This is a genomic window from Micromonospora sp. A202 (assembly GCF_006715105.1).
Classification (GTDB): Bacteria; Actinomycetota; Actinomycetes; order Mycobacteriales; family Micromonosporaceae; genus Micromonospora; species Micromonospora zamorensis.
The window spans coordinates 4014278-4039643 of record NZ_VFMP01000001.1 but is presented as its reverse complement, the minus strand read 5'-3'; the positions used below and the strand labels follow the sequence as shown (position 1 = coordinate 4039643).

Annotated in this window: 24 protein-coding genes and 1 pseudogene; 14 read left to right on the top strand and 11 right to left on the bottom strand. The window is 69.4% G+C overall.

From position 1 onward, the window contains the following. Nucleotides 1-23: 23 nt before the first annotated feature. On the bottom strand, nt 24-2006 hold the full coding sequence (locus FBZ33_RS18745) for a GTP-binding protein (protein ID WP_141910085.1): 1983 nt from the start codon (nt 2004-2006) through the stop codon (nt 24-26). A gap of 254 nt (nt 2007-2260) precedes the next feature. Between FBZ33_RS18745 and FBZ33_RS18740 the strand changes: the two genes are divergently transcribed. The 7 genes from FBZ33_RS18740 to FBZ33_RS18705 all read left to right on the top strand — a co-directional run bounded on the left by FBZ33_RS18740 (nt 2261) and on the right by FBZ33_RS18705 (nt 9081). Further along, nucleotides 2261-2653 (top strand): nuclear transport factor 2 family protein, encoded by a 393-nt coding sequence (locus FBZ33_RS18740; RefSeq protein ID WP_141910084.1) that lies wholly within the window; start codon nt 2261-2263, stop codon nt 2651-2653. Between the two features lie 87 nt (nt 2654-2740). Next, nucleotides 2741-3925: a peptidase M23 gene (locus tag FBZ33_RS18735; protein WP_185755337.1), complete on the top strand. Its 1185-nt coding sequence runs from the start codon at nt 2741-2743 to the stop codon at nt 3923-3925. A 128-nt stretch (nt 3926-4053) separates the two neighbouring features. Next, on the top strand, nt 4054-5580 hold the full coding sequence (locus FBZ33_RS18730) for a methyltransferase domain-containing protein (protein ID WP_141910083.1): 1527 nt from the start codon (nt 4054-4056) through the stop codon (nt 5578-5580). Nucleotides 5581-5874: 294 nt separating this feature from the next. Then, nucleotides 5875-6636 carry a GNAT family N-acetyltransferase gene (locus tag FBZ33_RS18720; protein WP_141910082.1) on the top strand — a complete coding sequence of 254 codons (762 nt, stop codon included), beginning with the start codon at nt 5875-5877 and terminating at the stop codon, nt 6634-6636. A gap of 87 nt (nt 6637-6723) precedes the next feature. Next, complete coding sequence (locus tag FBZ33_RS18715; protein WP_141910081.1) at nt 6724-7494, top strand: alpha/beta fold hydrolase; 771 nt, start codon at nt 6724-6726, stop codon at nt 7492-7494. A 209-nt stretch (nt 7495-7703) separates the two neighbouring features. Further along, nucleotides 7704-8579, top strand: coding sequence for a hypothetical protein (locus tag FBZ33_RS18710; RefSeq protein WP_141910080.1), 876 nt, complete (start codon nt 7704-7706; stop codon nt 8577-8579). Next, entirely contained in the window at nt 8572-9081 is a 510-nt protein-coding gene (locus FBZ33_RS18705) for a sigma factor (RefSeq protein ID WP_141910079.1), read from the top strand. Before FBZ33_RS18710 ends, FBZ33_RS18705 begins: the two co-directional genes overlap by 8 nt. A gap of 124 nt (nt 9082-9205) precedes the next feature. Here FBZ33_RS18705 and FBZ33_RS18700 read toward each other — a convergent pair whose 3' ends face one another. Further along, nucleotides 9206-10417 (bottom strand): low temperature requirement protein A, encoded by a 1212-nt coding sequence (locus FBZ33_RS18700; protein ID WP_185755336.1) that lies wholly within the window; start codon nt 10415-10417, stop codon nt 9206-9208. 207 nt (nt 10418-10624) lie between these two features. Here FBZ33_RS18700 and FBZ33_RS18695 point away from each other — a divergent pair, with 207 nt between their 5' ends. Beyond that, entirely contained in the window at nt 10625-11335 is a 711-nt protein-coding gene (locus FBZ33_RS18695; protein ID WP_141910077.1) for an OBAP family protein, read from the top strand. A gap of 45 nt (nt 11336-11380) precedes the next feature. Here the strand turns inward: FBZ33_RS18695 and FBZ33_RS18690 are convergent, their stop codons facing one another. Next, complete coding sequence (locus tag FBZ33_RS18690; RefSeq protein WP_141910076.1) at nt 11381-12601, bottom strand: PP2C family protein-serine/threonine phosphatase; 1221 nt, start codon at nt 12599-12601, stop codon at nt 11381-11383. Nucleotides 12602-12794: 193 nt separating this feature from the next. Between FBZ33_RS18690 and FBZ33_RS18685 the strand changes: the two genes are divergently transcribed. After that, complete coding sequence (locus FBZ33_RS18685; protein ID WP_185755335.1) at nt 12795-13232, top strand: ATP-binding protein; 438 nt, start codon at nt 12795-12797, stop codon at nt 13230-13232. Nucleotides 13233-13235: 3 nt separating this feature from the next. Here the strand turns inward: FBZ33_RS18685 and FBZ33_RS18680 are convergent, their stop codons facing one another. After that, nucleotides 13236-13811 carry a hypothetical protein gene (locus tag FBZ33_RS18680; protein ID WP_141910074.1) on the bottom strand — a complete coding sequence of 192 codons (576 nt, stop codon included), beginning with the start codon at nt 13809-13811 and terminating at the stop codon, nt 13236-13238. A gap of 509 nt (nt 13812-14320) precedes the next feature. Between FBZ33_RS18680 and FBZ33_RS18675 the strand changes: the two genes are divergently transcribed. After that, nucleotides 14321-15664 carry a glycoside hydrolase family 6 protein gene (locus tag FBZ33_RS18675; RefSeq protein ID WP_141912783.1) on the top strand — a complete coding sequence of 448 codons (1344 nt, stop codon included), beginning with the start codon at nt 14321-14323 and terminating at the stop codon, nt 15662-15664. A gap of 116 nt (nt 15665-15780) precedes the next feature. On the opposite strand, the gene FBZ33_RS18670 is transcribed toward FBZ33_RS18675, so the two are convergent. Next, nucleotides 15781-16242 (bottom strand): GNAT family N-acetyltransferase, encoded by a 462-nt coding sequence (locus tag FBZ33_RS18670; RefSeq protein WP_255509138.1) that lies wholly within the window; start codon nt 16240-16242, stop codon nt 15781-15783. A gap of 146 nt (nt 16243-16388) precedes the next feature. On the opposite strand from FBZ33_RS18670, the gene FBZ33_RS18665 reads away from it, so the two are divergent. Genes FBZ33_RS18665 through FBZ33_RS18655 form a run of 3 tightly spaced genes read left to right on the top strand, consistent with a single transcriptional unit; the run spans nt 16389 to nt 19288 of the window. Next, entirely contained in the window at nt 16389-16811 is a 423-nt protein-coding gene (locus FBZ33_RS18665) for a VOC family protein (RefSeq protein WP_141910072.1), read from the top strand. A gap of 49 nt (nt 16812-16860) precedes the next feature. Further along, nucleotides 16861-17622 (top strand): cyclase family protein, encoded by a 762-nt coding sequence (locus FBZ33_RS18660; protein WP_141910071.1) that lies wholly within the window; start codon nt 16861-16863, stop codon nt 17620-17622. Nucleotides 17623-17635: 13 nt separating this feature from the next. Further along, nucleotides 17636-19288: a thiamine pyrophosphate-binding protein gene (locus FBZ33_RS18655; protein ID WP_141910070.1), complete on the top strand. Its 1653-nt coding sequence runs from the start codon at nt 17636-17638 to the stop codon at nt 19286-19288. A 35-nt stretch (nt 19289-19323) separates the two neighbouring features. On the opposite strand, the gene FBZ33_RS18650 is transcribed toward FBZ33_RS18655, so the two are convergent. The 6 genes and pseudogenes from FBZ33_RS18650 to FBZ33_RS18625 all read right to left on the bottom strand — a co-directional run bounded on the left by FBZ33_RS18650 (nt 19324) and on the right by FBZ33_RS18625 (nt 23003). After that, nucleotides 19324-19887: a dihydrofolate reductase family protein gene (locus tag FBZ33_RS18650; RefSeq protein ID WP_141910069.1), complete on the bottom strand. Its 564-nt coding sequence runs from the start codon at nt 19885-19887 to the stop codon at nt 19324-19326. Beyond that, nucleotides 19875-20381, bottom strand: a complete 507-nt coding sequence (locus FBZ33_RS18645) for an SRPBCC domain-containing protein (protein ID WP_141910068.1) — start codon at nt 20379-20381, stop codon at nt 19875-19877. The genes FBZ33_RS18650 and FBZ33_RS18645 overlap by 13 nt, the downstream gene beginning before the upstream one ends. Further along, the gene (locus tag FBZ33_RS18640; RefSeq protein WP_141910067.1) at nt 20378-20752 is read right to left on the bottom strand and encodes a helix-turn-helix transcriptional regulator; all 375 of its coding nucleotides are present in this window, start codon (nt 20750-20752) and stop codon (nt 20378-20380) included. Before FBZ33_RS18640 ends, FBZ33_RS18645 begins: the two co-directional genes overlap by 4 nt. A 27-nt stretch (nt 20753-20779) precedes the next feature. After that, a pseudogene (locus FBZ33_RS18635) lies at nt 20780-21277 on the bottom strand (class I SAM-dependent methyltransferase); the annotation flags it as partial. Continuing rightward, nucleotides 21261-21659: an NUDIX domain-containing protein gene (locus tag FBZ33_RS33420; protein ID WP_141910065.1), complete on the bottom strand. Its 399-nt coding sequence runs from the start codon at nt 21657-21659 to the stop codon at nt 21261-21263. The gene FBZ33_RS33420 and the pseudogene FBZ33_RS18635, both read right to left, overlap by 17 nt. A gap of 78 nt (nt 21660-21737) precedes the next feature. Beyond that, nucleotides 21738-23003, bottom strand: coding sequence for a PHB depolymerase family esterase (locus tag FBZ33_RS18625; protein ID WP_141910064.1), 1266 nt, complete (start codon nt 23001-23003; stop codon nt 21738-21740). A gap of 918 nt (nt 23004-23921) precedes the next feature. On the opposite strand from FBZ33_RS18625, the gene FBZ33_RS18620 reads away from it, so the two are divergent. After that, nucleotides 23922-25361, top strand: a complete 1440-nt coding sequence (locus tag FBZ33_RS18620) for a glycoside hydrolase family 43 protein (RefSeq protein ID WP_141910063.1) — start codon at nt 23922-23924, stop codon at nt 25359-25361. Nucleotides 25362-25366: the final 5 nt, after the last annotated feature.

The following is a 25366-nucleotide window of genomic DNA, read 5'->3' as shown; positions in this document are numbered from 1 at the left end:
CCGCGCATCTCGCGCGGGCCCTTTCAGTTTCGGTTCCTCGGCTGGGCGAGGAAGCGCAGGTACTCCACCCGGTCGAACGGGTTGCCGTCGGTGCGGGGTCGGTGCGGCGGGTCACCGGACACCAGGCGGTCGCCGCCGGGCACCGACGACCACAGCCCTTCCCCGCTTGACAGGTCCGGCAGCCGCCGCTGCGCCTTCGGTTCGAGCCGCGCCGGCAGCACCCCGCCGATCCGCCAGCCGGCGGCAATCTCGTCGGTGCCGTCGATGCGGGCGTCGAGCCGGCCCAGGTACGACGTGACAGCGCCGAGCCGGTCGGCCGGTATGTCCGCCTCGAACCGCCGGCACGGCTCGTAGACCCGGGTGCCGGCCCCGGCGAGCGCCTGCATGAGGACGTACGGCGCCAGGTCCCGGAAGTGCCCGGCCGTGGTGATCGGCGACCAGTAGCCGCTGTGCGTGAGGGTTACCCGGATGTCGGTGACCGGCCAGCCGTGACAACCCTGGTCGAGGGCGGCCCGGGTGGCCTCCTCGATGGCCTTGTGGAACGACAGCGGCAGCGAGCCGAGCTCGACCTCCAGCCGATAGTCCACCGCGGAGCCGGGCTCGACCCGGAACCCGACGGTGCCGAAGAAACCGTGCCCGATGATCTCCACCGCCGAGCCGGTGCCGGTTGGCCGCTCGACGTGCATGAGCCGGCCCGCCCCGAACTCGGCCTCGATCCCGTACGCCTCGGCCAGCGTGGCGGCCAGCACCTCGCGCTGCACCTCGCCGTAGAGCAGCACGCTCGTGCCGCCATCCGGGGCCACCCGGGTCCGGATGAACGGGTCGGTGTCCGCGATGTCCAGCAACGCGGCGTGCAGCGCCAGCGTCCGGGCCGGGTCGCGGGGTCGCACCACCGCCTCCAGGGTCGGTGCCGGGAAGTACGACCGCCCGTCGAGGCCGGCCGAGCTGCCGAGCTGGTCGCCGAGGCGTACCCCGGTCAGGCCGGTGACCCGGGCGATGTACCCGGCGGTCAGCGCGGCCGGCAGGTCGTCCCGGCCGGTCGGTTCGGCCTGGTCGGTGGGCGCGCCGATCACGTCGAGCCGGGTTATCCGGGCGCGGGTCGCGGTGATCTGGCCGTCCGGCTCCCGGCGGTACGCGATGACCCGCTGGCGGGCCCGAAGCTCCCCGCCGTACGACCGCAGGTACGCCACCCGCTCGCCGGCGGGGTCGCGTTCGATGGCGAAGACCCGGGCCCGCGGCTCGGGCTCCGCCGGTGGCGACGCCGGAAGCAGGGCCGCGATAGCGTCCAGCAGTTCCGGTACGCCGGCTCCGGACAGCGCCGAGCCGAACAGCAGGGGGTGGACCTGCCCGGCCGCTACCTGGACCCGAAGCGACTTGTCGATCCGATCGGCGTCGGGTGGCAGGTCGTCCACGAGGGTGGCCAGCAGCTCGTCGTCGTGCTCGGCGAGGGCCTCGGCGAGCCGGTAGGCGGCGCTGCGGTCGTACTGCGGATCGTCGAGCCGGAAGGCGGCCTCGGGGGTGCCGGGCACGCGGACCGTGCCCAGCGGGGCGACGGCCGGGGTGAGCAGCCGTCGTACGTCCGCGACCAGCTCGTCGGTGCGGGCACCCCTCCGGTCGATCTTGTTGACGAAGATCAGCGTGGGTAGCCGGAGTGACCGGAGGATTCGCATGATCCGCCGGCTGTGCGGTTGCACCCCCTCGACGGCCGACAGCACCAGGATCGCCGCGTCGAGCACCCCGAGCGCGCGTTCGACCTCGGCCACGAAGTCGCTGTGCCCGGGGGTGTCGAGCAGGTTGACCTGGCAGTCGGGTAATCCGAACGCGGCGACGGCGCTGCGGATGGTGATGCCCCTGCGGCGCTCGATCTCGCCGGTGTCGGTCTGCGTGGTGCCCGCGTCGACACTGCCGAGCCGGTCGGTGACACCGGTGGCGTGCAGCAGGCGTTCGGTCAGACTGGTCTTACCGGCGTCGACGTGGGCGACGATGCCAAGGTTGATGGTCTGCATGGGCTGACGGGTCCTCGAAATCTCGCGTCCGGATGGGCGGGAAGGTTTCGAGTCCTCGCATCGCCGTGCTCCCGTCGGTCGGTTCAATCCGTCATGGCACCGGGCCCCGTGGTGGCGGCCTCCGGTCAGGCTGGCACAGCCGGTCCAGGTCGTCCACCAGATATGACCGGCTTGGTTCCAGGCAGCAGCTCCAACGGGTGCCGGCTCAACGATCACTGGGTGACCGGTGGTCAGGAAACCCGTACGCTGGCGTGGTGATCGACTTTCGCGCGGCGGTTGAGGCACGCGATCCCGATGCCATCAGTGCGGCCCTGGCCGACGATGTGGTTTTTCGCAGCCCGGTGGCGTTCAAGCCGTATCCGGGCAAGGCAATCACCGCGGCGATCCTGCGGGGCGTGCTGCGGGTGTTCGAGGACTTTCGGTACGTCCGTGAGTTGAGCGGTGACGACGATCGCGATCACGCGCTGGTGTTCGAGGCGCGGATCGGCGACGTCGCCGTCGAAGGTTGCGACTTCCTGCACCTGGACGAGAACGGCCTGATCGACGAGTTCACCGTGATGGTTCGCCCGCTGTCCGCAGCGCAAGCCCTGTCCGCCGCGATGGCCGCCCAGTTCGGGCAGATCCAGCGTGAGGCCACCGCCGGCTAGCGCGCCCTCTCGCTCATAGACAAAGATCGATCTGCGGTATAGCGTCCTGCGGTATACATCAGCCTCTCAACCCCCTCTGGAGAGGACATGATCATTACTCAACGCTGGCTCGGTACCGCCACGGCGATGCTGCTCGTTGCCACCATGATCAGCACCGTGCCGAGCGGCGCCCACGCCGCGCCGGCCAATGACGTCACGATCGCCGTGCAGCACAGGCTGCTCGAGGAGGCCGCGGTCGCGGCGGGCCAGGGAGCCCGCGCCGCCGGTCTGGCCGACACCCGGGTGACCGTCACCCGCCGGGACGGCCGGGCCTGGGCATTCGGCACCGCGGTGCTCGTCGCTCCGCAGGAGGAAGGGCTCTACCCGTCCGGCTGGATCTTCGTCGCCCGCCACCAGCGCGGCGACTGGCAGGTCGCCTTCGAGGGGGAGGCCACCTTCGCCGAACTGACCGCGGCCGCGCCCGCCTCCGTCGTCCCCCGACAGGAAATGGCCGCTCTCACAGCCCCCGGCACCCTGGCCGCCAACGGAGACTTCCGCACCGGCATGCGCCTGCCGTTCACCGTCGGCCAGTCCTGGACCCTGCGAGGTGGCCCGCACGGCTGGTCGGGCTCCCCGCGACCGTTCAGCTCGATCGATCTCCAAGGCGGTGACCAGCGGGTGCTGGCCGTGCGCGCCGGCACCGCGTACACGATGTGCAAGGGCTGGATCCGGGTGATCCACGACCGGGGGTACGCCACGGACTACTACCACCTCTGGAACAACATCAACGTCGACGGCGCGTCCGTCTCGGCGGGCACCTACCTCGGCGACACCGGCACCGACATCACCTGCGGCGGCTCTGCCAGCAGCCGGCACGTGCACCTGGGGCTCCGGCAGAACAGCGCGTACGTGGCGATCGCGACCCACAACCTGGGCAAGTGGGTGCCGAGAGAGGGCAGCACGGCCTACGAGGGCTCCGCGCTGCACGGCTCGAAACGCGTCTACGTCGGCGGGGCGCTCTACAACTACGGCGCACTCGGCTTCACCCAGGGAATCGTCGACAGCAACGGCGGCACGTCGATCAGCCGGCGGTCCGGGCCGGGCACCGGGTACGGCGTCGTCGGCTCGCTCGCGGACGGTGCCACAGCGAGCATCGCCTGCTCGTCGAACGGCACCAGTCTGACCGGCCGCTGGGGCGCCAGCACCCTGTGGAACAAGCTGACCGACGGCACCTGGGTCCCCGACGCGTACCTGTACACCGGATCGGCCAGCCAGGTCAACGGCTCGTGCTGAGGCGCCGCCCCGCGCCACGTCGGTCGCAGCTGCGCAACGGCGTCGTCGCCGTCCCGGCCGGATGACCGCAACTAGCCTCCCGTTATGATCGCGGGCCGCACATCGGCCCGGACAAACGTGGGGTGACCATGGCTGGCCCGTCCACCCGCTTCGTGCTCTTTCCGGGGCGGCATCACCTGCTGACCTGCTTCCAGGCTGACTACCTGCGGCGGCTCGCCGAGGACGGCGCTGTCACGATCGTCTGGGCGGTGACCTCCGCCAACCACGAGAACACCAAGCGCAATCCGGTCCCGTACCACCGGCGGGAGGCCGCGATCGAGCGATTCAGCGTGTTGAGTGGGCTGCGGTCGGTGGTCGTGCCGATCTTCGACACCGCGTACACCGATGCCTTCGCCGAGGTGACCCTCAAGAACATCGCGGTAGCCACCGGACTCGAACTCACTCCTGCCGACACCCTGGTGGCATGCTCGACGCCGCAGGTCGCCAAGCTGTACGAGCGGCTCGGTTTCACCATCGCGCAGGTCGAGGCCGACCCGGAGCTGCGTACCACGCCCGAACGGCCCTGGGATGTCCTGCTGCGCCTGGCCGCTGGCGACGACACGTGGCGCAAGCTGACGCACCCGGCGACGATCGACGTCTTCGAGCGCTACCGCCTGGTCGACGAGATCCGGATGGTGGTCAACGACCCCCTCGTCGGCGACGAGGGGGGCCTTACCGTCACCCGCGACTACCGGACCTACGTGGAGGCCTTCGCCGGCGCCGCCGAGCGCAAGTGGGACGCCGTCCGGCAGTACGTGCAACCCGGCCGGATCGTGGATATCGGCTGTGGCGCCGGGGCGGTCCTGGAGTTGGCCGACCGGGAGACCGGCCTGCACGAGAGTGACCTCATCGGCGTCGAGGTCGCCCGACACCTCTTTCAGGAGTGCCTGCACAAGAAGGCGCAGGGTGTGTTCCGCAACGCCAACGTGTACTTCTTCCACCGGAACGTCCTCGGTGGCGCGGTCTTCAAGGACCGGTCGGTGGACACCACCCTCACCTTCGCGCTGACCCATGAGATCTGGTCGTACGGGCGGCAGCGGGAATCACTGTTGCAGTTCGCCCGCCGCATCCACGACCACACCGTGCCCGGTGGTGTCTGGATCAACAGCGACGTGTGTGGCCCGGACGATCCCCACCGTCCGGTGATCCTGCGACTAGTGGCGGATGACGGCGACAACCCGCCATCGCCGCACCGGGACCTCGCCAGCCTCGACTCCGCCGAGGTCAGGCGGTATGTCGGCGGACTGTCGACGCGGGCACGGCTGGATCAGTTCGCTGTCGACTTTGCGTTCCCCTTCGACTACGAGGCGCTGCCCGACGGCTCGGTGCGGCTTGAGCTGGGCTCCGCGATGGACTACCTGACCCGCAAGGACTACACCGACAACTGGCTCTCCGAGACGAAGGAACAGTTCTGTGGCCTCAGTTTCGCCGAGTGGACGACCCTGCTGACCGAAGCGGGCTTCGAGATCGGTCCTGCCTGCACCGCCGTCCGCAACGAGTGGGTGATCGACAACCGGATCGCGCCGGTCGCCTCTCTCGCCGACCTCGATGGCCAGCCCCTCGACTGGCCGACGACTCACATCCTCACCGTCGCCCACCGACCCTGGAACGAGTGAGGCAGCGCCGCGAGCACGTCGAACTCACCGTTGCCGAGGTCCGCCGCGGCGAACGGCCGTAGGGCTGCGTCGAGTACGACGGCCAGCCGCTGGACCGACCGATGATCAGCAGTGGGCTGGGGTCGAGGTCTGGTCGCTCGCGTCGCCATTGACCAACGATCTGGGTGCTGCGGTCGTCATCCACGTTGCATCTTGCCTTCCATGGAAGGTAACTTGCCTTCCGTGGAAGACAATTCTGACCGTGCGTCGACGGTCGCAGCGTACGTGGACCCCTTCGAAGGGACACCTACCGCCATGACGACAGAAGCGAACGAACGCGCCCGGTCCCTGTCCGCCTCCGACGCGCCGCTGCGCCAGGCCCGTAACTCCGCTGCCTTCTGGGCCACCACCGGGCGGGTCCGCGGCCACGAGGTGCTCCGTCGGCGGGGCTTCCTCGCCGTCGTCGGCGACGGGCGTGCTGGCCTGCGCATCCTGATCCAGGAGCCCGACCTCCGTCGTGAGGAACTGGCCGAGATCACCGAACTGGCAGCCCGGGCGATCGGGCCGGTGGACGCCGAGGACCCGTTCAGCTCGACGGATCTGCGCCACCTCGACATGCGTTCCTGGCAGATGCCGGTCATGCTGCGCCAGCCTGGCATCGTGGCCGAGCCGGCGATGACGGTCATCCGGCTGCGAAGCGAGGAGGACCTGCGAGCCGCGGAGCGTACCGTGATCGCCGCTTTCGAGCTGGCCAGGTTCGTGCCCTACCGGGCCGGCGAGATGTTCCCGACGGCGTTGATCCACGAACCAGGTGTGGACGTGTTCGTCGCCAGCCTGGATGACGAGATCGCCGGGGTGTGCGTCACTGTCGTGCACGCTGGGCTCGGCAGTCACTACTGGGTCGGAACCGCACCGGCGTTCCGGTCCCGTGGTGTGGGGCGGGCGGTCATGCTGGGATCCCTGGCTCCGATGGCGGAGCTGCCGGTCACGCTGACCGCCTCCCGGCTGGGCCAGCCGCTGTACGAGTCCCTGGGGTTCGCCGTCACCGCCTCCTCGACCTGGTGGTCGTCCCGGTAGGAGTCCGGCGCGACCACAGAACTTGGTCATCCACGCTCGAACCGCCTGCTGACCTGTGCGTCACTCGACTGTGGAAGGCTCGGAGCCGTGGATCAGTTCATCAACGTGGGTGACGGGTCCGTGTGGGCCCAGGACACCGGGGGTGGCCTTCCGCCCGTCGTGCTGCTGCATCCGGGCGTTGGCGACTCTCGCATCTGGGACCCGGTGTGCGAGCGGCTCGCCGGGCAGCACCGGTTGATCCGGTACGACGTGCGGGGCTTCGCGCGCTCAGCACCGCCGGCCGGGCGGTTCTCCCGGCTGGACGACCTGCGTCGGGTGCTCGATCGGCTCGAGGTCGGGCCGGCGTTGTTCGCCGGCTGCAGCATGGGCGGCGGCACCGTGCTCGACCTCGCCCTCGCCGAGCCGGATCGGGTCCGCGGGATGGTGCTGGCCTGCCCCGGCATCTCTGGCGCCCCGCCCGCCAACGATCCCGACGACGAGCCGGACAGCTCCGACCTGGAGATCTTCCTCGAACAGGGCATCGCCCGGTGGGCCCGCGCCGGCCGAGATCCGCTCGTCGTCGATCTGCTGCGCTCGGCGGTTCGGTTCTGGCTCAACTGGGGCGACGCCTTCACCGATGACGGCGACGCGTGGTCCCGGCTGGAAAGTGTGGCCACCCCCTGCGTGCTGCTGCTCGGCGATCTCGAGCGCCAGTCGTTCGTCCCGGCCTGCGTCGAGGCCGCGCGACGCATTCCCGGGTGCCGCCTTGTGCGGATACCCGGCGCCGACCATTTCGTGCCGTTGCGGGCACCCGACGCCGTGGTGGAGGCGCTGCGCTCGCTGCGTGCTGATCGGACCGGCCACCAGTTGCCCCGTTAGCCCGACGGCAGCCCTTACGCAGTAGCGCACCTGATCAGGGCAGCGTGACCCTGCGGAGGTGGACGCCCACGCACTGAAGTCACCGCCTGCCACGTGACACGGCAGCTGAGGATTCGCGCCGAAAGGCGGTAACCGAATCGGCTGGCCAACCCGTCAGGTCAGGTGACGGATCGCCATCGCGGGCGGCCGGCCGAGGAGGGGTACGGGACATGGGTGACGTTCATGGGCGCTTGAGGGACGACCTGGCCCGACACCCCGCCCCGCCGTTGGGCGACCTGGTCCAGCAGTCGATCGTGCAGGGCCGCCGGCTGCGCCGCCAGCGCCGACGGGCGCAGTTCGGCGCTGGCGGGTCGGCGTTGGCGATGCTGCTCGTGATCGGCCTGGCCGCCGGGCCGCTCGGCGTCGGTGCGGATGACGCCGGTCAGCCCGGCGGGCCGAACCTGGGTTTGCCGAGCGGCTCGGTCGGCACCGCCACGCCGTCCCCGGCCGGCGCACCTGGCGGGTTGGAGGGCGACAACAAGGAACGAGGAGACCCCTTTCGGCCGGCGCCACCGACACCCTCGACCACTGTGATCGACACCGTGAGGATGGGGCCGGGGCCGGACGGTGAGCTGCTGACCACCACACCGCAGGGCGCTCTGGAACTGCTGACCCGGCTGCTGCCCAGGGGGGGAAAGACCAGCGGTTATGCGAGTCTGCAGAGCAGCGGGGCGAGCCCCGACATGCCGTACGTCCAGGTCTACCTGGACCGAGGCAATGGACCGGGCATGCTGCGGCTCGCCATCTACCGCGACAACCTCGACGGCGATCCGCCCCCGGGGACGGTGGAGCTGACCGAGATACCCGATGACTGCGTACAGAACAAGGTGGTCACCGTGCACCATCGCGGTGGCCTCCGGGTTGACCTGATGGTCTCCACCTGTCTGGTGTGGGACAGCAAGGGGACGGTGCCGGCACGGCCCGTCCTCTCGGTGAAAGAGGCGACCGAGATCGCCGCCAACCCGATCTGGGGAACGAAACTGCCCGCCGAACTCGTCGTCACCGGTGCCAGGAACTTCCCGACGCTGGCCCGGTCGAATGGCTGACGAAGACTTCGTGGAGTTCGCGCAGGCGGCCGCCGGCCGCCTGCGCGACGCCGCGTTCCTGATGTGCCGTGACTGGCATCTCGCCCAGGACCTCACCCAGACGACGCTGGCCAAGGTGTACGCCAACTGGAGGCGGGTCCGTCGGGCCGACGAGCCCCACGCGTACGCCCGCAAGATACTTCTGCGCTGCATGATCGACCAGCAGCGGCGTCGCTCCAGCAGCGAGTTGGCGATGTCGGCGCCGCCGGATCGGGGCGAGGAACATCCGGCCGAACTGCGCATGACGTTGCTGGACGCGGTCGCCACCCTGCCGTTACGGGATCGGGCGATCATCGTCCTGCGCTACTGGGACGACCAGGCCCGTCATGACTGGCTGATCGCCGTGTTGTCCGACCATCACGCGAGCCGGGAAGAGGGCGTCCGCGTCGTCGAGAAGGCTGCCACGTACGTGCTCAAGGAAATGCGCGCCGCTACCGCGGGCGACGGTCCTTCGCAGGGGTAGGGCCGGGGTCCCGCGGTCTCGGCCATGAGCCGCTGACCGCCGCCCATGCCGGCTCGGCGCCGGTGCTCGCTCACCGGGGGCCGGCAGAGGCCTGGTCGGACGACGACATCAGGGTGGCGTGGTTTCAGTGCGCCGGGGAAGGTGTCTCGGGCGGCTGGTGGGCAGCGTGGCGGGCGTCGGCGACAGCGACACCGAGCAGCACGAAGGCGGCCGCGACGGAGGCGGTCAACGGCGGGGCGTGATGCAGCGGTACGGCAGCCGCCGCCAGTGCGGCAATGGCTACGACGCGGCGGATCGACAGCCGGTTGAACACGACCCGTTCCAGGCGGATGCGGCCGTAGAGGAACAGCGCCGGACCACCGAGGATCGTGGCGAGCCACACTGGTTCCGGACGGCCCGCGGGGTGTTCGAGGACGATCTCGTAACCGACGGCGGTGGTGACGATGCCGATGACCATGACGACATGGGCGATGCCTGTGGCGCGGCCGGCGGCCAGCCGGTCCCGGGCGGCGGCGACCGCATCGGCGAGGACCTGGCCGGAGCGGTAGAAGTAGATCCGCCACAGCAGCACTGTCGACAGGTACGCCACCACCAGCGTCGCCCACGTGGACCTGGTGGTGGGCAGGTCGGTGAAGGTGATACCCACGGCCAGGACGCTCTCGCCGAGGGCGATCAGCAGCAGCTGCTGGTAGCGCTCGGGCAGGTGGTGGCCGCTGTCCATGGCCCAGGCGCTGACCGGTGGTCGGGCTCGGCCGTACACCGGCCAGCGCAGTTGGGCGGCCACGATGTCCACGGTGACGGCGACTGCCCAGAGTGCGGCCCGGGCATCGCCACCGACCAGCGCGCCGGCCACCCAGATGCCCGCCCCGGCCGCGCACCATGGCACCGATCTCGCGTAGAGAGCCCGTAGGGCGTGTCCGTGCAGGCTGGGCAGCAGGATCAGCGGGCGGACGCAGTGCAGGACCACGTACGGAAGTACGAACGACCAGCCCTTGCCGGTGAACGCGTACGGCAGGGACGAGGCCATGACCAGCAGACCGAACGCGCTGGCCAGCACCAGCCATTGGATCTTGCGGCGGCGGGGGTCGAACCAGCTGGTGATGTGCGCGGTGGTGATCCACAACCAGAGCAGTGGAAGACAGAGCACCAGCAGGTACGCCAGCGACCGCCACTGCACGACGCGGTCGGCCGCGGTCGCGTCCCGCACCACCCGGGTAACCACTCCGGAGAGCGCGAACACCAGCACCAGGTCGACGAAGAGTTCCAGGAAGTTCGCCTGCCGCACGTCCTCGCGGCGTTCCAGCAGATCCCGTCCGCCACCCCCCGGAAACCCCATGCCGCCCATGCTGGCTCCCGCGACACTGCCTCGACGTTGGGTTGGCCGTCCATCACACTGTCGAATCTGCAGAGCGTGGGCAACGCGGCGACGGACCCGGGAAGAGGGAACACCCGAACGCGGGGCGGCATCCCGAAAGGCGGAAGCCGGTGCTCAGCCCACCTAGCCTTGCCTGAAGACGACATGATTCTGGCGAAGGAGTGATTGATGGAACGGCGCCCAAGCCCGCTACGACCACCGGGAGAGTCGACGAGCCTGTGGCACCAGGGGCTGTCGCTCGGCTCCAAGGCACTCCAGGACACGGCGCCGCTGAAGGGCTTCGACGCGTACGTCGTCGGGTTCCACCCGGCGAAGGACGACCCGTCGATGCAGATGGAGGCGCATCACTACTGTCGTCAGGTCAACGACGACTTCCTGCAGTGCGTGCTGTTCGACGGCAACACCGCCGGGGCCAACCTCATCGGCATTGAGTACATCGTCTCCGAACGGCTGTACGGGACGCTGCCCGAGGGCGAACGCGGGTACTGGCACCCGCACAATTTCGAGATTCTCGGTGCCTCGCTGGTAGCCCCCGGGCTGCCGGAGCCCGCCGAGCGGGCGCTGATGGCGATGTTGCTGAACAGCTACGGCAAGACCTGGCACACCTGGCACACAGGTCGCCTCGACGCTGGCCCAGGGGACTCGCTGCCGTTGGGCGAGCCGATGCTGATGTGGTCGTTCAACCGCGATGGGCAGTGCGACCCGGCCCTGGAGCAGCACCGCAACCAGGCAATGAGCATTGACCGTGCCAAGAAGCGCGCCTCCCGGTCCGAGCTGGTCGAGCGCGCGCATCCCCAGGACGGGGTGGCGCTGCTCGACGACACGTTCCCGGACAGCACCCCCATCCCCGGTGCGGTGGACCGGGGCACCGGGCGATAGGCCACTGCTCGATCTGCTTCATCCCGAATCGGTTGCCCGAGCGGCTCAACCAGATGCTGGTTGGCGCCGGATGACCAGGAGTGCGATGTCGTCGTTGGGGTGCTCCTCCGCGGTTGTGGCCATGATGTGGTCGCACAACGCCTCGGCTGGCCCGGACCGCACGGCGTCGGCGAGGCGCTCGATCCCGGTGTCGATCAGTTCGGTGCGGCGTTCGATCAGTCCGTCGGTGTAGAAGATGAGCGCGGCACCCGGCGGTAGGTCCAGCACGGTGTTGCGGCGAGTAGCTGATGGTCGGCCCACACCGAGTGGCCGGTCCACCGTCAGGTTGACGAGCGCGGTGGGACGGCCGGGGACAGCCAGCAGCGGTGGCAGGTGGCCGGCGGAGGAGAGGTGCACCCTCGTGCGATCGGGTGTGATCAGGGCGTAGACGGCGGTGGTGAGGGTGCCCGCTTCGAAATGGTGGATCTTGCGGTCGAGGGAGGTCAGCGCTTGGGCGGGGTCGTCGGAATCGAGGGCGTAGGCGCGCAGCGCGCTGCGGATGCGTCCCATGACGACGGCGGACGGAAGTCCGTGGCCCGAGACGTCGCCGATGACGGCGCCCAGCCAACCCGAGGGCAACGTGAACACGTCGTACCAGTCGCCACCAATGCCCAGGTCGTGGCCGGGCACGTACCGGGCGGCCAGGTCCAGGCCGGGGATGTCGGGTAGTCGGCCGGGCAGCAGGCTACGTTGCAGGGCCAGCGCTGCCTGCCGGTCGAGGACCTGCGCTCGGGCCCGACCCGCGAGGCTGGCGCGATCGGCAACCAGCTGCAACAGCCGCACGTCGTCGGGACCGAACCGCCGCAGGGCCAGGGAGCCGACGTGCAGTACGCCGACGAGGTCGCCGTTGACGAGCATGGGCACGCCGAGCAGAGCACGTACGCCCGTGGCGAGCAGGACGGGATTGACCACGTCGTCGGGCGTGACGTCATGGATCGTGACCGGCGCACGTGTCGCCGCCACTCGCCCGGCGAAGCCGCGTCCGACCCGGAGGCGGAAACCGCGACGTACCTCCTCCTCCAGGCCCTTTGCCGCTGTCGCGACCAGCTCGCCGGTGTGTTCGTCCAGCAGCAGGATGGTGGCGGTGTCGACCTTGAGCAGGTCCCGGACGCGTTCCAGCAGCTCGTCGAGCAACTCGGCGACGTGCAGCCCCGACAGGGCGGCATCGGTGATCGCCTCGATGCGACGCAGCCGCTCGTCATTGGTCATCAGCTCGGCGTCCGCCACGCAGGCAGCCTAGACGCCGGCACACCGCCGACGGCATGCCAGCAGCGAGATCAACAGTGTTGCGCCGCCGAGGTGGGGTATCTTCCCATGTCACATCGATGCACTGATCGTCCGGCGAACCCGATCCGGAGAGCTGTCTTCCCTCGTGCCATCGACAAGCTCACCGGCTCCGCGTCCGACAGGGAGGGAAGCAGTGGCGAATCCACCGCTCGGCCACCATGCTCCCTGCGCCAGGAAGCCGCTGCTCTCGACGTCGTTCACCCTCGCCGACCTGACCCGCGTCCGACGCGAGGTTGAGGCCGTCAGCCACCGGTGCGGCCTCGGTCACGACGAGATCGAGAACTGGGTCACTGCGGTCAACGAACTGATGATCAACGTGATTCGGCACGGGGGCGGCAGAGGTGGCCTACGCCTGCTCGTGGATGGCCAGCTCACCTGTGAAGTCACCGACCATGGGCCGGGCTTCAACACCGCGCACTACCTTCCGCGCACCGAGCGACCACCCCTGTCCGAAACGGGAGGTATGGGCCTGTGGGTGGTCGGGCAGATGGCCGACTACCTCCTCGTCGTCAGCGGACCCGCAGGGACCACCATTCGCATCGCGGCACGCACCAGCGGCACTTTCGCATAGCCTTCAGAGCCCGGCTGCGGCGTCGTACCGGCGGCGTTGGTCGGCCATCTCCGAGTCGGTCAGCGCCTCCTTGAGCGCCAACTCCGCGTACTTCTCCGGGAACATCTCGCGCAGCCGGTCGGTGAACATGACGTCGGCCGTCGCCTCGACCACCTGGATGCCCGGAGGTTCGGTGGACATGTCCATGATCACGGGGCCGGCCAGCTTGACCGCCACGTCCCAGGGGCGCTTCTGCTCGGCGACCCCGCAGAGGTGGAAGCCGTAGACCGTCCGCACGTCGGCAAGCGCGCTGACCTTGGCCGGCTCGTAGCCGTAGACGCGGACCCCGCAGATCACTGCCGGCTTCTCGGTGGTCACCTGCTGGGCAGTGTGTCCGGCGTGGTTGTGCTGCCCCGGGTCCGCCTGTTCGAGCGTGGTACGCATCCGAGCCATGATCTGCCCCTGCAGATCGGCCGGCTTCGCCCCCGGGTCGGCCCTGTTGAGCAGTATGACCGCGCCGGCCGACACCACCAGCAGGATCACCGCCACCCACACATAGCGGTTTCGGTACCAACCCGCGAAACGTTCTCGGGAAATCATGATTGCTCTCACCTCGTCGCCGGTTCTGGTGCGCTGACGGACCGGATCGGATGCACGGCGTGTCAGACGTCGAGCGCGTCGGCCGTCGGGGGATGCGCAGTGAGGAATGCCATGGCGGGCGAGGATGCCTGCCCGGCACGATGCCCGTCGTCCTGGAGATGGCCCGGCGATGCGGCATGCGAGCGTCCGTCAAGCGGCGCGCTGCCGGCACTGCGATGCTCCCGCGCTGGCCGTTCCCAGCGCGGTTGCCCCCGCGCTGCGGCGATGTGAGTCATTCCAGCACGCCTGAGCCTGTTCTGGCAACATCGACAAACATCAGTGTGCATTCGTCACGCCTTGACGGATGACGAGGTCCTGCTCATCGACGGGCCTCCACGTCTTGGCAGGGGCGCACACCTCCGATACCGTCCTGGGAACGCTCCCATGAACGTGGAAACATCTATGTGATCAGGAGGCAACACGTCGTGCCTACCCTCTCCTCGCTTCGCCGCAGATCGGCGGCCATCAGCATGGCGGCCGTCGCGGCCGCCACCGTCGTGGGCGTCTGCCTGACCGTCGGCAGCGCCTCCGCCGGCACGCTGTCCGGCTCGCTCTACCGCGACCCGAGTTCGGCCGTCGTCCGTTGGGTCGCCGCGAACCCCGGCGACTCGCGTACCGCCGTCATCCGCGACAAGATCGCGAGCCAGCCGCAGGCCCGCTGGTTCGCCAACTTCAACCCGTCGACAGTGCAGTCCGAGGTCTCCGAGCACATCGGCGCCGCCAACGCGGCGCAGCAGATCCCGGTGCTGGCGGTGTACGAGATCACCAACCGGGACTGCGGCGGGGCCAGCGCCGGTGGGGCGCCGGACCTCAACCAGTACCAGACGTGGGTGTCCAACTTCGCCAGGGGACTGGGCAACCAGACCGTCATCATCATCCTGGAAACGGACTCCTTGGCCCTGCTGACGTGCCTGAGCAGCGGCGAGATCAGCGCGCGCAACGACGCGATCTCGACGGCCACCCGGACCATCAAGTCCGCCAACCCCAACGCCAAGGTGTATCTCGACGGCGGTCACTCCACCTGGAACAGCGCGGGGGAGACGGCCAACCGACTCCGGGCCGCCGGCGTGCAGTACGCCGACGGCTTCTTCACCAACGTGTCGAACTACAACTCCACCTCCGGTGAGGCGAACTTCGGCCGGAACGTCATCTCCGCCCTCAACGGCATGGGCATCTCGGGCAAGCGCCAGGTCATCGACACCAGCCGTAACGGAGGGGCCAGCGGGGACTGGTGCGGCGACGACAACACCGACCGGCGCATCGGGCAGTACCCGACGACCAACACCGGCGACAGCAACATCGACGCGTACCTCTGGGTGAAGCCGCCGGGAGAGGCTGACGGCTGCCGCTACACGGCCGGTTCGTTCCAGCCCGAACTGGCCTTCAGCCTGGCCAACGGCGCGCCAAACCCGCCCACCACCGCGCCACCGACGACCCCTCCTCCGACCACCACTCCGCCGACCACCCCTCCGCCGACGACCACCCCTCCGACCACCCCTCCGCCGAACAGCTCGCCTCCGACCGGTGACGGCTGCTACGCGGATGTGGCGGTCAACCAGTGGGCCGAGGGCTTCACTGCGACCGTGACTGTCACCGCCGGCAAGTCGGAAATCAACGGCTGGAAGGTGACAGTCGAACTGCCCGCCGGCGCCGCGGTTGCCGGCACCTGGAACGCTCAGGCCAGCGGCACCAGCGGCACCGTCCAGTTCACCAACGTGAGCTACAACGGACGCATCGCCGGCCGGCAGTCGACCACCTTCGGCTTCCAGGGCACCGGCACCGGCCCGGGCAGGATCGCCGTCTGCGTCGGCTGACCCCACAGGGGTGCTGCGGTCCGGCGCGGAGGAGCACTCTCCGCGCCGGGCCCGTCCCCGTCCTGCGGTAAGGGCCGGACCCGGTGTGCGCCCAGGCTCCGGTGAAGAAGTGCGGTTCAGTCGACCCGCTGGGACAGCACCTGACCCGGCCAGGACCCAGACAGGAAGGTCTGGGTGGGGGTGAACCCGTGGCGCTCGTAGAACGCCACCAACTCGCCACCGCCGCCCGCCCAGCAATCGACCCGTAGCAACCGCACGCCCGCTCGTCGAGTCTCCTTGACGGCGTGTGCCAACAGGGCCGAACCCAGGCTCCGGCCGGCGAATCGTCGGTCGGAAACCAGGAGACGGACGTAGCGCTCCGGTTCTGCCGCAGGCGCGATCGGTGCTTTCGGATCGGGCCCGGAATGCAACACCAATGCCGCGGCCGGCGTTCCGTCCATCTCCGCGATGAACGGAAGGTTCTCGGTCAGATACCGGTCGACCAGCTCGACCCGTTCGGGCTTTTCCGAGAACGGCGTCGTGCCCCACTGCTCGGTGTTGCCGCGATCATTCATCCAGGCCACCGCGGAGTCGAGCATGGTCAGCACTGCGGGTGCGTCGGCCGGGCCACCGCGTCTGATCCGTACGCCGCGGGTGGGGTCGTCCATGGCGGAATTGTAATCTGTGGCTCATGGAAGACGCCGACCCGCGGGACCCCCAACCTGGGCGGGGGACGATCCAGCGGATGGACAACATCGCCATCGTCGTCGACGACCTCGCGGCTGCCAGGGCGTTCTTCGTCGCACTCGGCCTGGAGTTCGAAGGCGAGGCGACAGTCGAGGGCAGCGCCGTGGATCGCCTCGTCGGGCTCGAGGGAGTCCGCTCAGACATTGTGGTGATGCGCACCCCGGACGGCCACGGACGGCTCGAGCTGACCAGGTACCACACGCCGTCGAGCCCAGACGGTGACCCGCGGGCGCCAGCGAACACGCTGGGCGCGCATCGCGTCATGTTCGCCGTCGAGGACATGGACGACATCCTCGACCGCCTGCGGCCACACGGAGCCGAGCTCGTCGGCGAAGTGGTGCGGTACGAGAACAGCTACCGCCTCTGTTACCTCCGCGGCCCCGCAGGCATCATCGTCGCGCTGGCCGAGCAGATCACGTGACCGGTCCGGGCATCCATCGTGGATCGTGAGTGCGGTGTACCGTCGCCGCATGACGGTGCTGCAGGAGTTTGTCGCCGCTCTTTCCAGCGGCCGGATCCAGGTTGTCGACCTCACCGCCCCACTCTCGGACCAGACCCCGATACTGGGTCTGCCCGAGCAGTTCGGCCAGACCTGGCCGTTCCGGCTCAGCGAGATCAGCCGGTACGACGACCGTGGTCCGGCCTGGTACTGGAACAACTTCTCCACCGGCGAGCACACCGGCACCCACTTCGACGCGCCGGTGCACTGGGTCTCCGGTCAACAGGGCGCGGACGTCGCGCAGGTCCCGGTGAGCCAGTTGATCGCCCCGGCGGTGGTGATCGACCACGCGGCCGACGCCGCCGACAACAGTGACTTCCTGCTCGAGGTCGAGCATGTCAAGGCGTGGGAGGCGGAACATGGTGCCCTGCCCACCGGCGGCTGGCTGCTCTACCGCACCGGTTGGGACGCGTACGGCGACGACCCGGAGCGGTACGCCAACGCCGGGCGTACCCCGGGCATCTCCGTCGAGTGCGCCCGCTGGCTGGCGGAGGAGTCGCCGATCCAGGGCGTCGGGGTGGAGACGGTCGGCACCGATGCGGGCGCCGCACACTCGTTCGACCCGCCGTTCCCGTGCCACTCGTTCCTGCTCGGCCAGGAGAAGTACGGCCTGACCCAGCTACGCAACCTGGCGCAGTTGCCGACGACCGGCGCGGTGGTGATCGCCGGACCGCTGCCGATCGTCTCCGGATCCGGCAGCCCGTGCCGGGTCCTCGCGCTGGTCGAACGGTAGGAGCGGGCCACCGATGCGGGTCGCCGAGGTGGTCGGCCGGGTTCTGTACGAACACGGCGCACGGCACGTCTTCGGGGTGGTCGGCAGCGGCAACTTCCATGTCACGAACGCGCTCGTGGCGGCCGGTGCCCGGTTCGTGGCGGCGGCCCACGAGGGCGGCGCGGCGAGCATGGCGGACGGGTACGCCCGCACCTCCGGGACGGTGGGCCTGCTCTCGGTGCACCAGGGTCCGGGCGTCACCAATGCGCTGACCGGCCTCACCGAGGCCGCGAAGAGCCGTACACCGATGGTGGTCCTGGCCCCGGAGGCGACCGCGCCGCGGTCGAACTTCTTCATCGACCTGCCGGCGCTCGCCGCCGCGGTCGGGGCCGACTTCCATCGGGTACGCGCGACACACGCGGCCGAGGACGCGGGCGCGGCGTACCGGGCTGCCGCCCGGGGCGCGACGGTGGTGCTGGGCCTCCCGCTGGAGGTGCAGCTCACCGTGACCGAACCGTGGTCCGGCCCGGTCCCTGCGGTCGCGCCCACCCCGGCCACCGTCCAGCAGGTCGAGCCGTTGCTGGCCGCGCTCCAGGCCGCACGTCGACCGGTCTTCATCGCGGGTCGGGGCGCCCGGGCGGCCCGGGAACCGCTGACCCGGCTCGCCGACGCGTGCGGGGCACTGCTCGCGGTCTCCGCCGCGGCGAAGGGCCTGTTCGCCGGGAATCCGTGGTACATCGACGTGGCCGGCGGCTTCGCCACCCCACTCGCCGCCGAGTTGATCGGCGCGGCGGACCTGGTCGTCGCGTGGGGCAGCACGCTGAACATGTGGACCACCCGGCACGGTGAACTGATCCCGCCCTCCGCCGTCGTCGTCCAGGTGGACCACGACCCGGCCGCGTTCGGGGTGAACCGCCCGGTCGACCTGACGGTGGCGGGCGAGGTGTCGGCGGTCGCCGAGGCGGCACTCGGTCGACTGGGCTCCGCGGGGCCCGTGGACGCCGGGCCCGGCGGCTGGCGTACGCCGGAGCTGGCGCAACGGATTCGCGACCACGGCCGGTGGCGGACCGTCCCGTACTCAGACGAGGGTGGGCCGGCGCGGCAGGGCACCCCGGCGACGATCGACCCGAGGACGCTGTCGGCAGCCCTGGACGACCTGCTGCCGCCCGACCGGACGGTGGTGGTCGACTCGGGCAACTTCATGGGCTACCCGTCCATGTGGCTCGACGTGCCGGACGTGGCCGGGTTCTGTTTCACCCAGGCTTTCCAGTCGGTCGGGCTCGGCCTGGCCAGTGCACTCGGCGCGGCGGTCGCCCGGCCGGACCGGCTCACCGTCGCGGCGGTCGGCGACGGTGGCTTCGTCATGTCCGCGACCGAACTGGTCAGCGCCGTCCGGCTGGCGGCACCGCTCGTCGTGGTGATCTACAACGACGCGGCGTACGGCGCCGAGGTGCACCACTTCGGCCCGGACGGGCACCCGTTGGAGACGGTCACCTTCCCCGAAACCGACCTGGCCGCGATCGCCCGTGGCTACGGCTGTGACGGGTTGACCGTCCGGACCGTCGACGATCTCGGACCGGTACGCCACTGGCTCGCTGGTCCCCGCACCCGGCCACTGGTGGTCGACGCCAAGGTCAGCGCGGCACGCGGCTCATGGTGGCTGGAGGAGGCGTTCCGTGGCCACTGAGCCACCGCCGTCATCCAACCTCGCAGGGCTGTCGTTCACTGCCCGCGAGGGCGGTAGCGCAGGTGTACGACCCCGTTTGGGAATCGGCGCTCATCGAGGAGCTCAAGGTCGGTGCGCATGCCGGTCGGCAGCCCTGGCTTGCCGCCGCCGACGACAACCGGCAGGATCATCAGCTGGCACTCGTCGACCAGCCCGGCCTTGAAAGCCTGCGCCGCGAGGTCGGCACCTCCAACGGTGAGATCGCTGCTGGCCGTGGCCTTCAGTTCGCGTACGGCGGCGGGGTCGAAACGGCGTTCGATTCGAGTGTCCGCAGTTGAGGCCGCGTCGAGGGTCGTGGAGTAGACGACCTTGCTCGCCGCCTGCCAGGCGTTCGCGAAGGCTGCTGCGAGGTCGGACTGCGCCGCCAGAGCGGGGTCGGTCTCCCAGACGGCCATCGTCTCGTACAGGCCCCGCCCGTAGAGAAACGTGCCCACGGATCGCAGGAGGTCGGTGTGGAACGCGAACACCTCGTCGCCGAGTGGAAACCAGTCGAACGCGCCGCGTTCGTCCTCGATGTACCCGTCAAGCGACACGTTGGTCACGTAGATCAGCTTTGCCATGCCTCTGCCTCTCGATGACTTGTTGCAACGGCCTGCGCATTCATCAGCGCGGCGTCCAGCTTGGTGAACGCCTGGCGCCAGCCCTCCTCGCTGGGGCGCGCCAGATGTTCGGGGAGCCACTGGCGGATCTCCAGTCGCGTCCGTCCGCCCGCCTCGTCGTGGAACTCGACCCGGAGTCTCGTCTCGAACGGCTCGACGCCCTCCTGCAGCCGGCCACCGACGTGCATGACGCCTTGGAGCAGTTCGCCGTCGGCGACGTCCGTGAGGTCGACGTGGACGTGCACCCGAAGCTCGGGTTGGGCTGAGCTGACCTCCGTCCACCGTTGGAAGCCGCCGGGGCGTACGTCGAACTCGATCTCGTCGCGCGGCAGTGAGTTGCCGGTCGGGCCCCACCACGCCGCCAGATGGTCGGGATCGGTGAAGGCTCGGTAGACGAGCTCCCGCGGCGCGTCGAACACGCGAGAGACGACGAGCTGCGGAGTTTCGGTGGTCATTCGGGCTCCCTGGGGTCGTCGGCCATCCGGTCCGTCGCCGGTCCGGCGGCCTGCACCGCGGCGAGGTGGGCATCGAGGCGGTTGAGGGACGAGTCCCAGAACCGCCGGTAGCGCTCGATCCAGTCGGCTGCCTCGCGCAGCGGGGCAGCTTCGAGGTGACTCGCGCGCCACTTGCCCGACCGTGACCGCGAGATGAGCGCGGCGCGTTCGAGCACCTTCAGGTGCCGTGACACCGCTGGCATCGAGATGGACAGAGGAGCGGTGAGTTCGGTGACCGTGGCGTCGCGTTCGGCCAACTCGGCGACGATTGCCCGTCGAGTCGGGTCGGCGAGCGCCGAGAACACCGCGCTGAGCTGATCGGTGCCAGCCATCGTGAGCTCCTTCACTTAACCAGTGTGTTAAGCGTATTGGGATGCGGGTGATGTTGTCAACGGGATGCATTCGCCCGGGCCTTGCTTCTTAGGGCCTGGTGCATCGGCGGGCACGCCGCCCCAGAACACTGTCGTGAAGCCAGCGTCCGAGACGCTTCGTTCCATCTCCTGCGGCGTCTGCCAGTAGAGGTCGAACTCGACGCCAAGGCTGGTGCTGCCACCCGCGCGTCGGACCTGACTGGGTCCGGCCTTGAAGGCGGTCACCAGATACCCACCCGGCTTGACGACGCGACACAGCTCGCCGTAGGCCGCCGGTCGATCGGCCGGGGCCAGGAAAATGAGGGAGTACCAGCAGACCACACCTACCAGCGACGCATCCTCGAAGGGCAGCTCACGCAGGTCGGCAACATTGAACCGGAAGGTCGCATGGTCACGCCGAGCCACGCGGATCATCTCGGGTGAGAGGTCGACTCCCCAGGGTGTCAGGCCCCTGGTTGCCAGATAGGGCTCAAGGCGTCCCGTCCCGAAGCAGCGCCGCCAGGTCGCCGAACACCAGGGGAAGGCCACCCAGCTCGTTGATCCCGACCCAAGCGATGTCGTCATGCTCCTCGGGTGCGCGGTTGGTGGGGGAGCCGACCCAGTCTCCAATTTGCCAGACGCCCACGTGAACGGCGTCCTCGCCACTGCCGGCATGCCAGTCGCCCAACCGTGAGGCGGACTCCGCCACGATCTGAACACCGAGCTCCTCGCGCATCTCACGGGCGAGCGCTTGTAGTTCGGACTCGCCCGTGTCGACATGCCCCCCGGGCAGATCCCAGAGATCCGGGTATGCCCGGCGGGTCGGGCTGCGGTGTACCAGCAGGACCGCGCCGTTCTCAATAAGTGCGCCTGTGACGACGACATGCATGACGGGATTGGAGCACAGGGATGGGACAAGCTTGCTCCAGCCGACGGTGCGCCCGCCCGCTTGACCTCGGACGGCGGATCACCGACGGCGGCGGGCCATCCACTGCCAGATGTGGGTGCCGTTGCGACTCGGGTCGTTGCGGGCCACGTAGATCCAGGACCAGTGACCGGGGAACTGGTAGCCGTTCCAGACGACGTGGTCGTACAGGGTGATCAGTGAGCCCGGGATGAGGTCGTGGGCGTGGATCGTGTTGGTCTCGGGTGGCACCGTGTCGTCGTCGAGCGAGGTGACCAGCCAGGTCGGGGTCTGGATCTTCGCCAGCTCCTCGTCGGTGATCAGCGGCGGCCCCTCCCCGCTGAGCGGCTCGACGACGCCGCAGATCGGCACCGACGCGGCGAACAGGTCGGGATAGGCGACGGTCATCTCCAGGGACATGTAGCCGCCGTTGCTGCAACCGGCCACGTAGATCCGGTCCGGGTCGACGCGCTTGCGGCGGACGAGGTCCTGGACGATCTCGCGGATCAACGGGGCGAACCGGGGGCCGTCCTCCATCCAGTAGGAGGTGCTCTGCGGAGCGACGACGTACGCGCCGGAGAAGATCCGCTGAGCCTCCGGAGTGGCGAAGCCCAGGGCACCCCGGTTGGCGCGCAGCGTGGTCTCGTTGTCGTAGTAGTCGTCGGGCAGGGAGGCACCCTCGCCGCCACCGTGCAGCCAGAGGATCAACGGCCGCCGACCGTGGCGGGGCGAGCGCTCCGGGGAGTACAGCCGGTACTTCAGGCCCGAGCCGGAGACGTGGTGGCTGAACGCGTCCACCTCGGCGTTCGACAGCCGCCCCTGCACGAAGCGCGTGATGGTGACCGGCGAGCCGTGGCGCCGGACGAGTGGGGTGTTCTGCCTGATGGTGTAGACGAGGTCCAGCCGGACGTTGCGGCCCCTGCTCACGATGTAGCCGAGGGTGCCACCGCCGAGTTGACCTTCGGCGTGGCTCAGCTCCAGCACGATGTTTCCGTGCCGGTCGAGCCGGGCCGTGGTCACCGTGCGGTCCAGGTCGTACTCGCTGAAGATCTGGTCCCCGGTAGCGATCGGGATCGGGCTGGTGGCCTTGGCGTGGACGGTGAACGTGCCGGGGGTCAGCCCGGCCGGGTCGATCGGCCCGAGCCGGCCGGTCTCCAGGGTGACCGAGGTGACCTGCTCACCGCCGTCAAGGGTCCTCGCGTCGAGGGTGAATCTCACGCTGGTGGGGTGGTGGCCACCGGCGTGGGCTGCGGTGCCGGGCAGCGCGAAGCCGATGGCGGCACCAGCACCACCGGCCAGGACGGTGCGGCGAGTGACAGACGTGGACATGCGGGCCCCCGTACCTGTGCATCATAAAGATGGTCATCAATGACGTTTCAACCTAGCGCCGCAGATCAGGCATGTCCAGGATCGTACGAAGTGCTCAGACGGCAGGTTGACGCCACTGCTTGAGCCGACGCGCGGGGAGATCGCCGGCAGGCGACCAGAGCTGCACCCGCCACCTGTCGCCGGGGGTGGTCGAGCCGACCTGCTCCGGCGAGAGACAGTGGGCATCCGGCAGTGCGCCGTCCACGTCGCCATCGAGCAGCAGCCGCAGGGGTATGCCGTGCGCCGTCCCGCTCGGCGAGCTCGCGGGTGTGTTCCAGGGGTGGTGAGGGCAGCCAGTGCGGTCGCGCCCTCGCGCAGACAGAGGTCGTCCGCGCCCTGCCACGTCGGTACCAGTACGTCGAGATCCCGGCTCCACATGCCGACAATCCTCTCGGTGAACTGGCTCCGGAGCACTCTGACAGCGGGCAGTGGCTCAAGCTGTTGCCCGACCGTTGACCGCCGCGCTCGGCTGACCGGCTGGAAGCCGGCGACACCATGAGAGGAGGCGTTGCCCACGGTCTGGTTCGTCACCGGGCACCTGCGCTCGTTGGCTCAGTGGCAGGTCGCAGGCCGTGCTGCGCCGAGTGGAGCACGTCGGCGCGCCACCGGCACCGCCGCTCGCCGTGGTGGCGGAACCTCGGTCGAACGAAGTTCTTCGATGCCTTGACACTCCAGATGCGATCGCTAACACTGGTCTGCAACGTGACGTTAACGAAGTGGACACATGGCGCTTGCGTCAACCTGAAGCGCCAGAGCCACCCGTTCCGCCAGGTCACTGCCGCCTAGAAAACCGCAGAACCCAAGCCTCGCCGCAGCACTTCTGTTAGCGCTAACACCATCCGACCTCCTCGTATGCCCCTCCGCGAAGGAGAGAGACCCATGTCGAGAGTCCTTGCCCGGCTCTGCGCGGTGGCGGTCGCCGCGTGCCTGCTGTTCACCACCTGGTCGGCGGCGACGCCGAAGGAGGCAGCCGCGCTGGATCCGACCGTCGGCTACCTGATGGCGCACTTCACCGGCGAGTCGTCGACCAACCAGCAGATCTACCTCGCCCACAGCACCGACGGCCTACGCTGGACCGACCTCAACAACGGCGGGCTCGTGCTGCGTTCCACAGTCGGCACCCGTGGCGTCCGCGACCCCGCCCTGGTCCGCTCGCCCGCCGGTGACCGCTACTGGATCATCGCCACGGACCTGTGCATCGGCTGCGGACAGGACTGGTCGACCGCGATCAACAACGGCAGCCGCAACCTGGTCGTGTGGGAGTCCACCGACCTGGTCAACTGGTCGGCGCCGTGGCTGCTGAACGTCGCCGGCCCGATCCCGGACGGACGTAACGCCTGGGCTCCGGAGGCGATCTGGAACCCTGCCACCGGCGACTACGTCCTCTACTGGGCGACGAACGTACCGCTCAACGGGTCGGCCAAGCACCGCATCTACTACTCGCGCACGGCGGACTTCCGCAGCATCACCACGCCGCAGGTCTACCTCAGCCGGCCCGGCAGCCAGGAGATCATCGACACCCAGATCGTCGAGGTGCCGACCGGCGTCGGCGCCTACCGCTACGTCCGGGCCTCCCGGGACGACCAGATCACCATCGAGGGCAGCAACTCCCTGCTCGGCACCTGGACGACCCTCGGGAACCTGTCCGGCATCGGGCTGACCGGGGCCCTCGTCGAGGGCCCGATGTGGATGAAGTTCAACTCCCGCAACGAGTGGGTTCTCTACCTTGACCAGTACGCCACCGGGCGCGGCTACCTGCCCGTCCTGACCACCAACCCGTCGAGCCCGAGTGCCTTCCGGCTGCCGGCGTCCGGCTCGTACGCCATGGGTGGCACCAAGAAGCGACACGGTTCGATCCTCAACCTGACCGCCGCGGAGCAGAGCCGCGTGCTCGCCCGCTGGCCCGCCACCGCGATCAGCCGGGTCCAGTCGTACAACTTCCAGGACCGGTATGTGCGCCACGCCGACTACGACGTCCGCATCGACCCGAACGTCAGTCCCGCGCAGGACGGCCAGTGGCGGGTGGTGCCCGGCCTGGTCGGCTCCGGCACTGTCTCCATCCAGTCGGTCAACTTCCCGGGCCACTACCTGCGCCACTACGGGTTCGACTTCCGGCTGGAAGCCAATGACGGCACCGCCACCTTCGCCGCCGACTCCACGTTCCGGCAGGTCGCGGGCCTCGCCAACTCCTCGTGGACGTCATTCCAGTCCTACAGCCACCCGGACCGCTACATCCGGCACTACGCCTACCTGCTCCGGCTCGACCCGGTCTCCGACGCGCAGAGTCGCGCCGATGCCACCTTCCGCGTGACGAGCTGAACCCC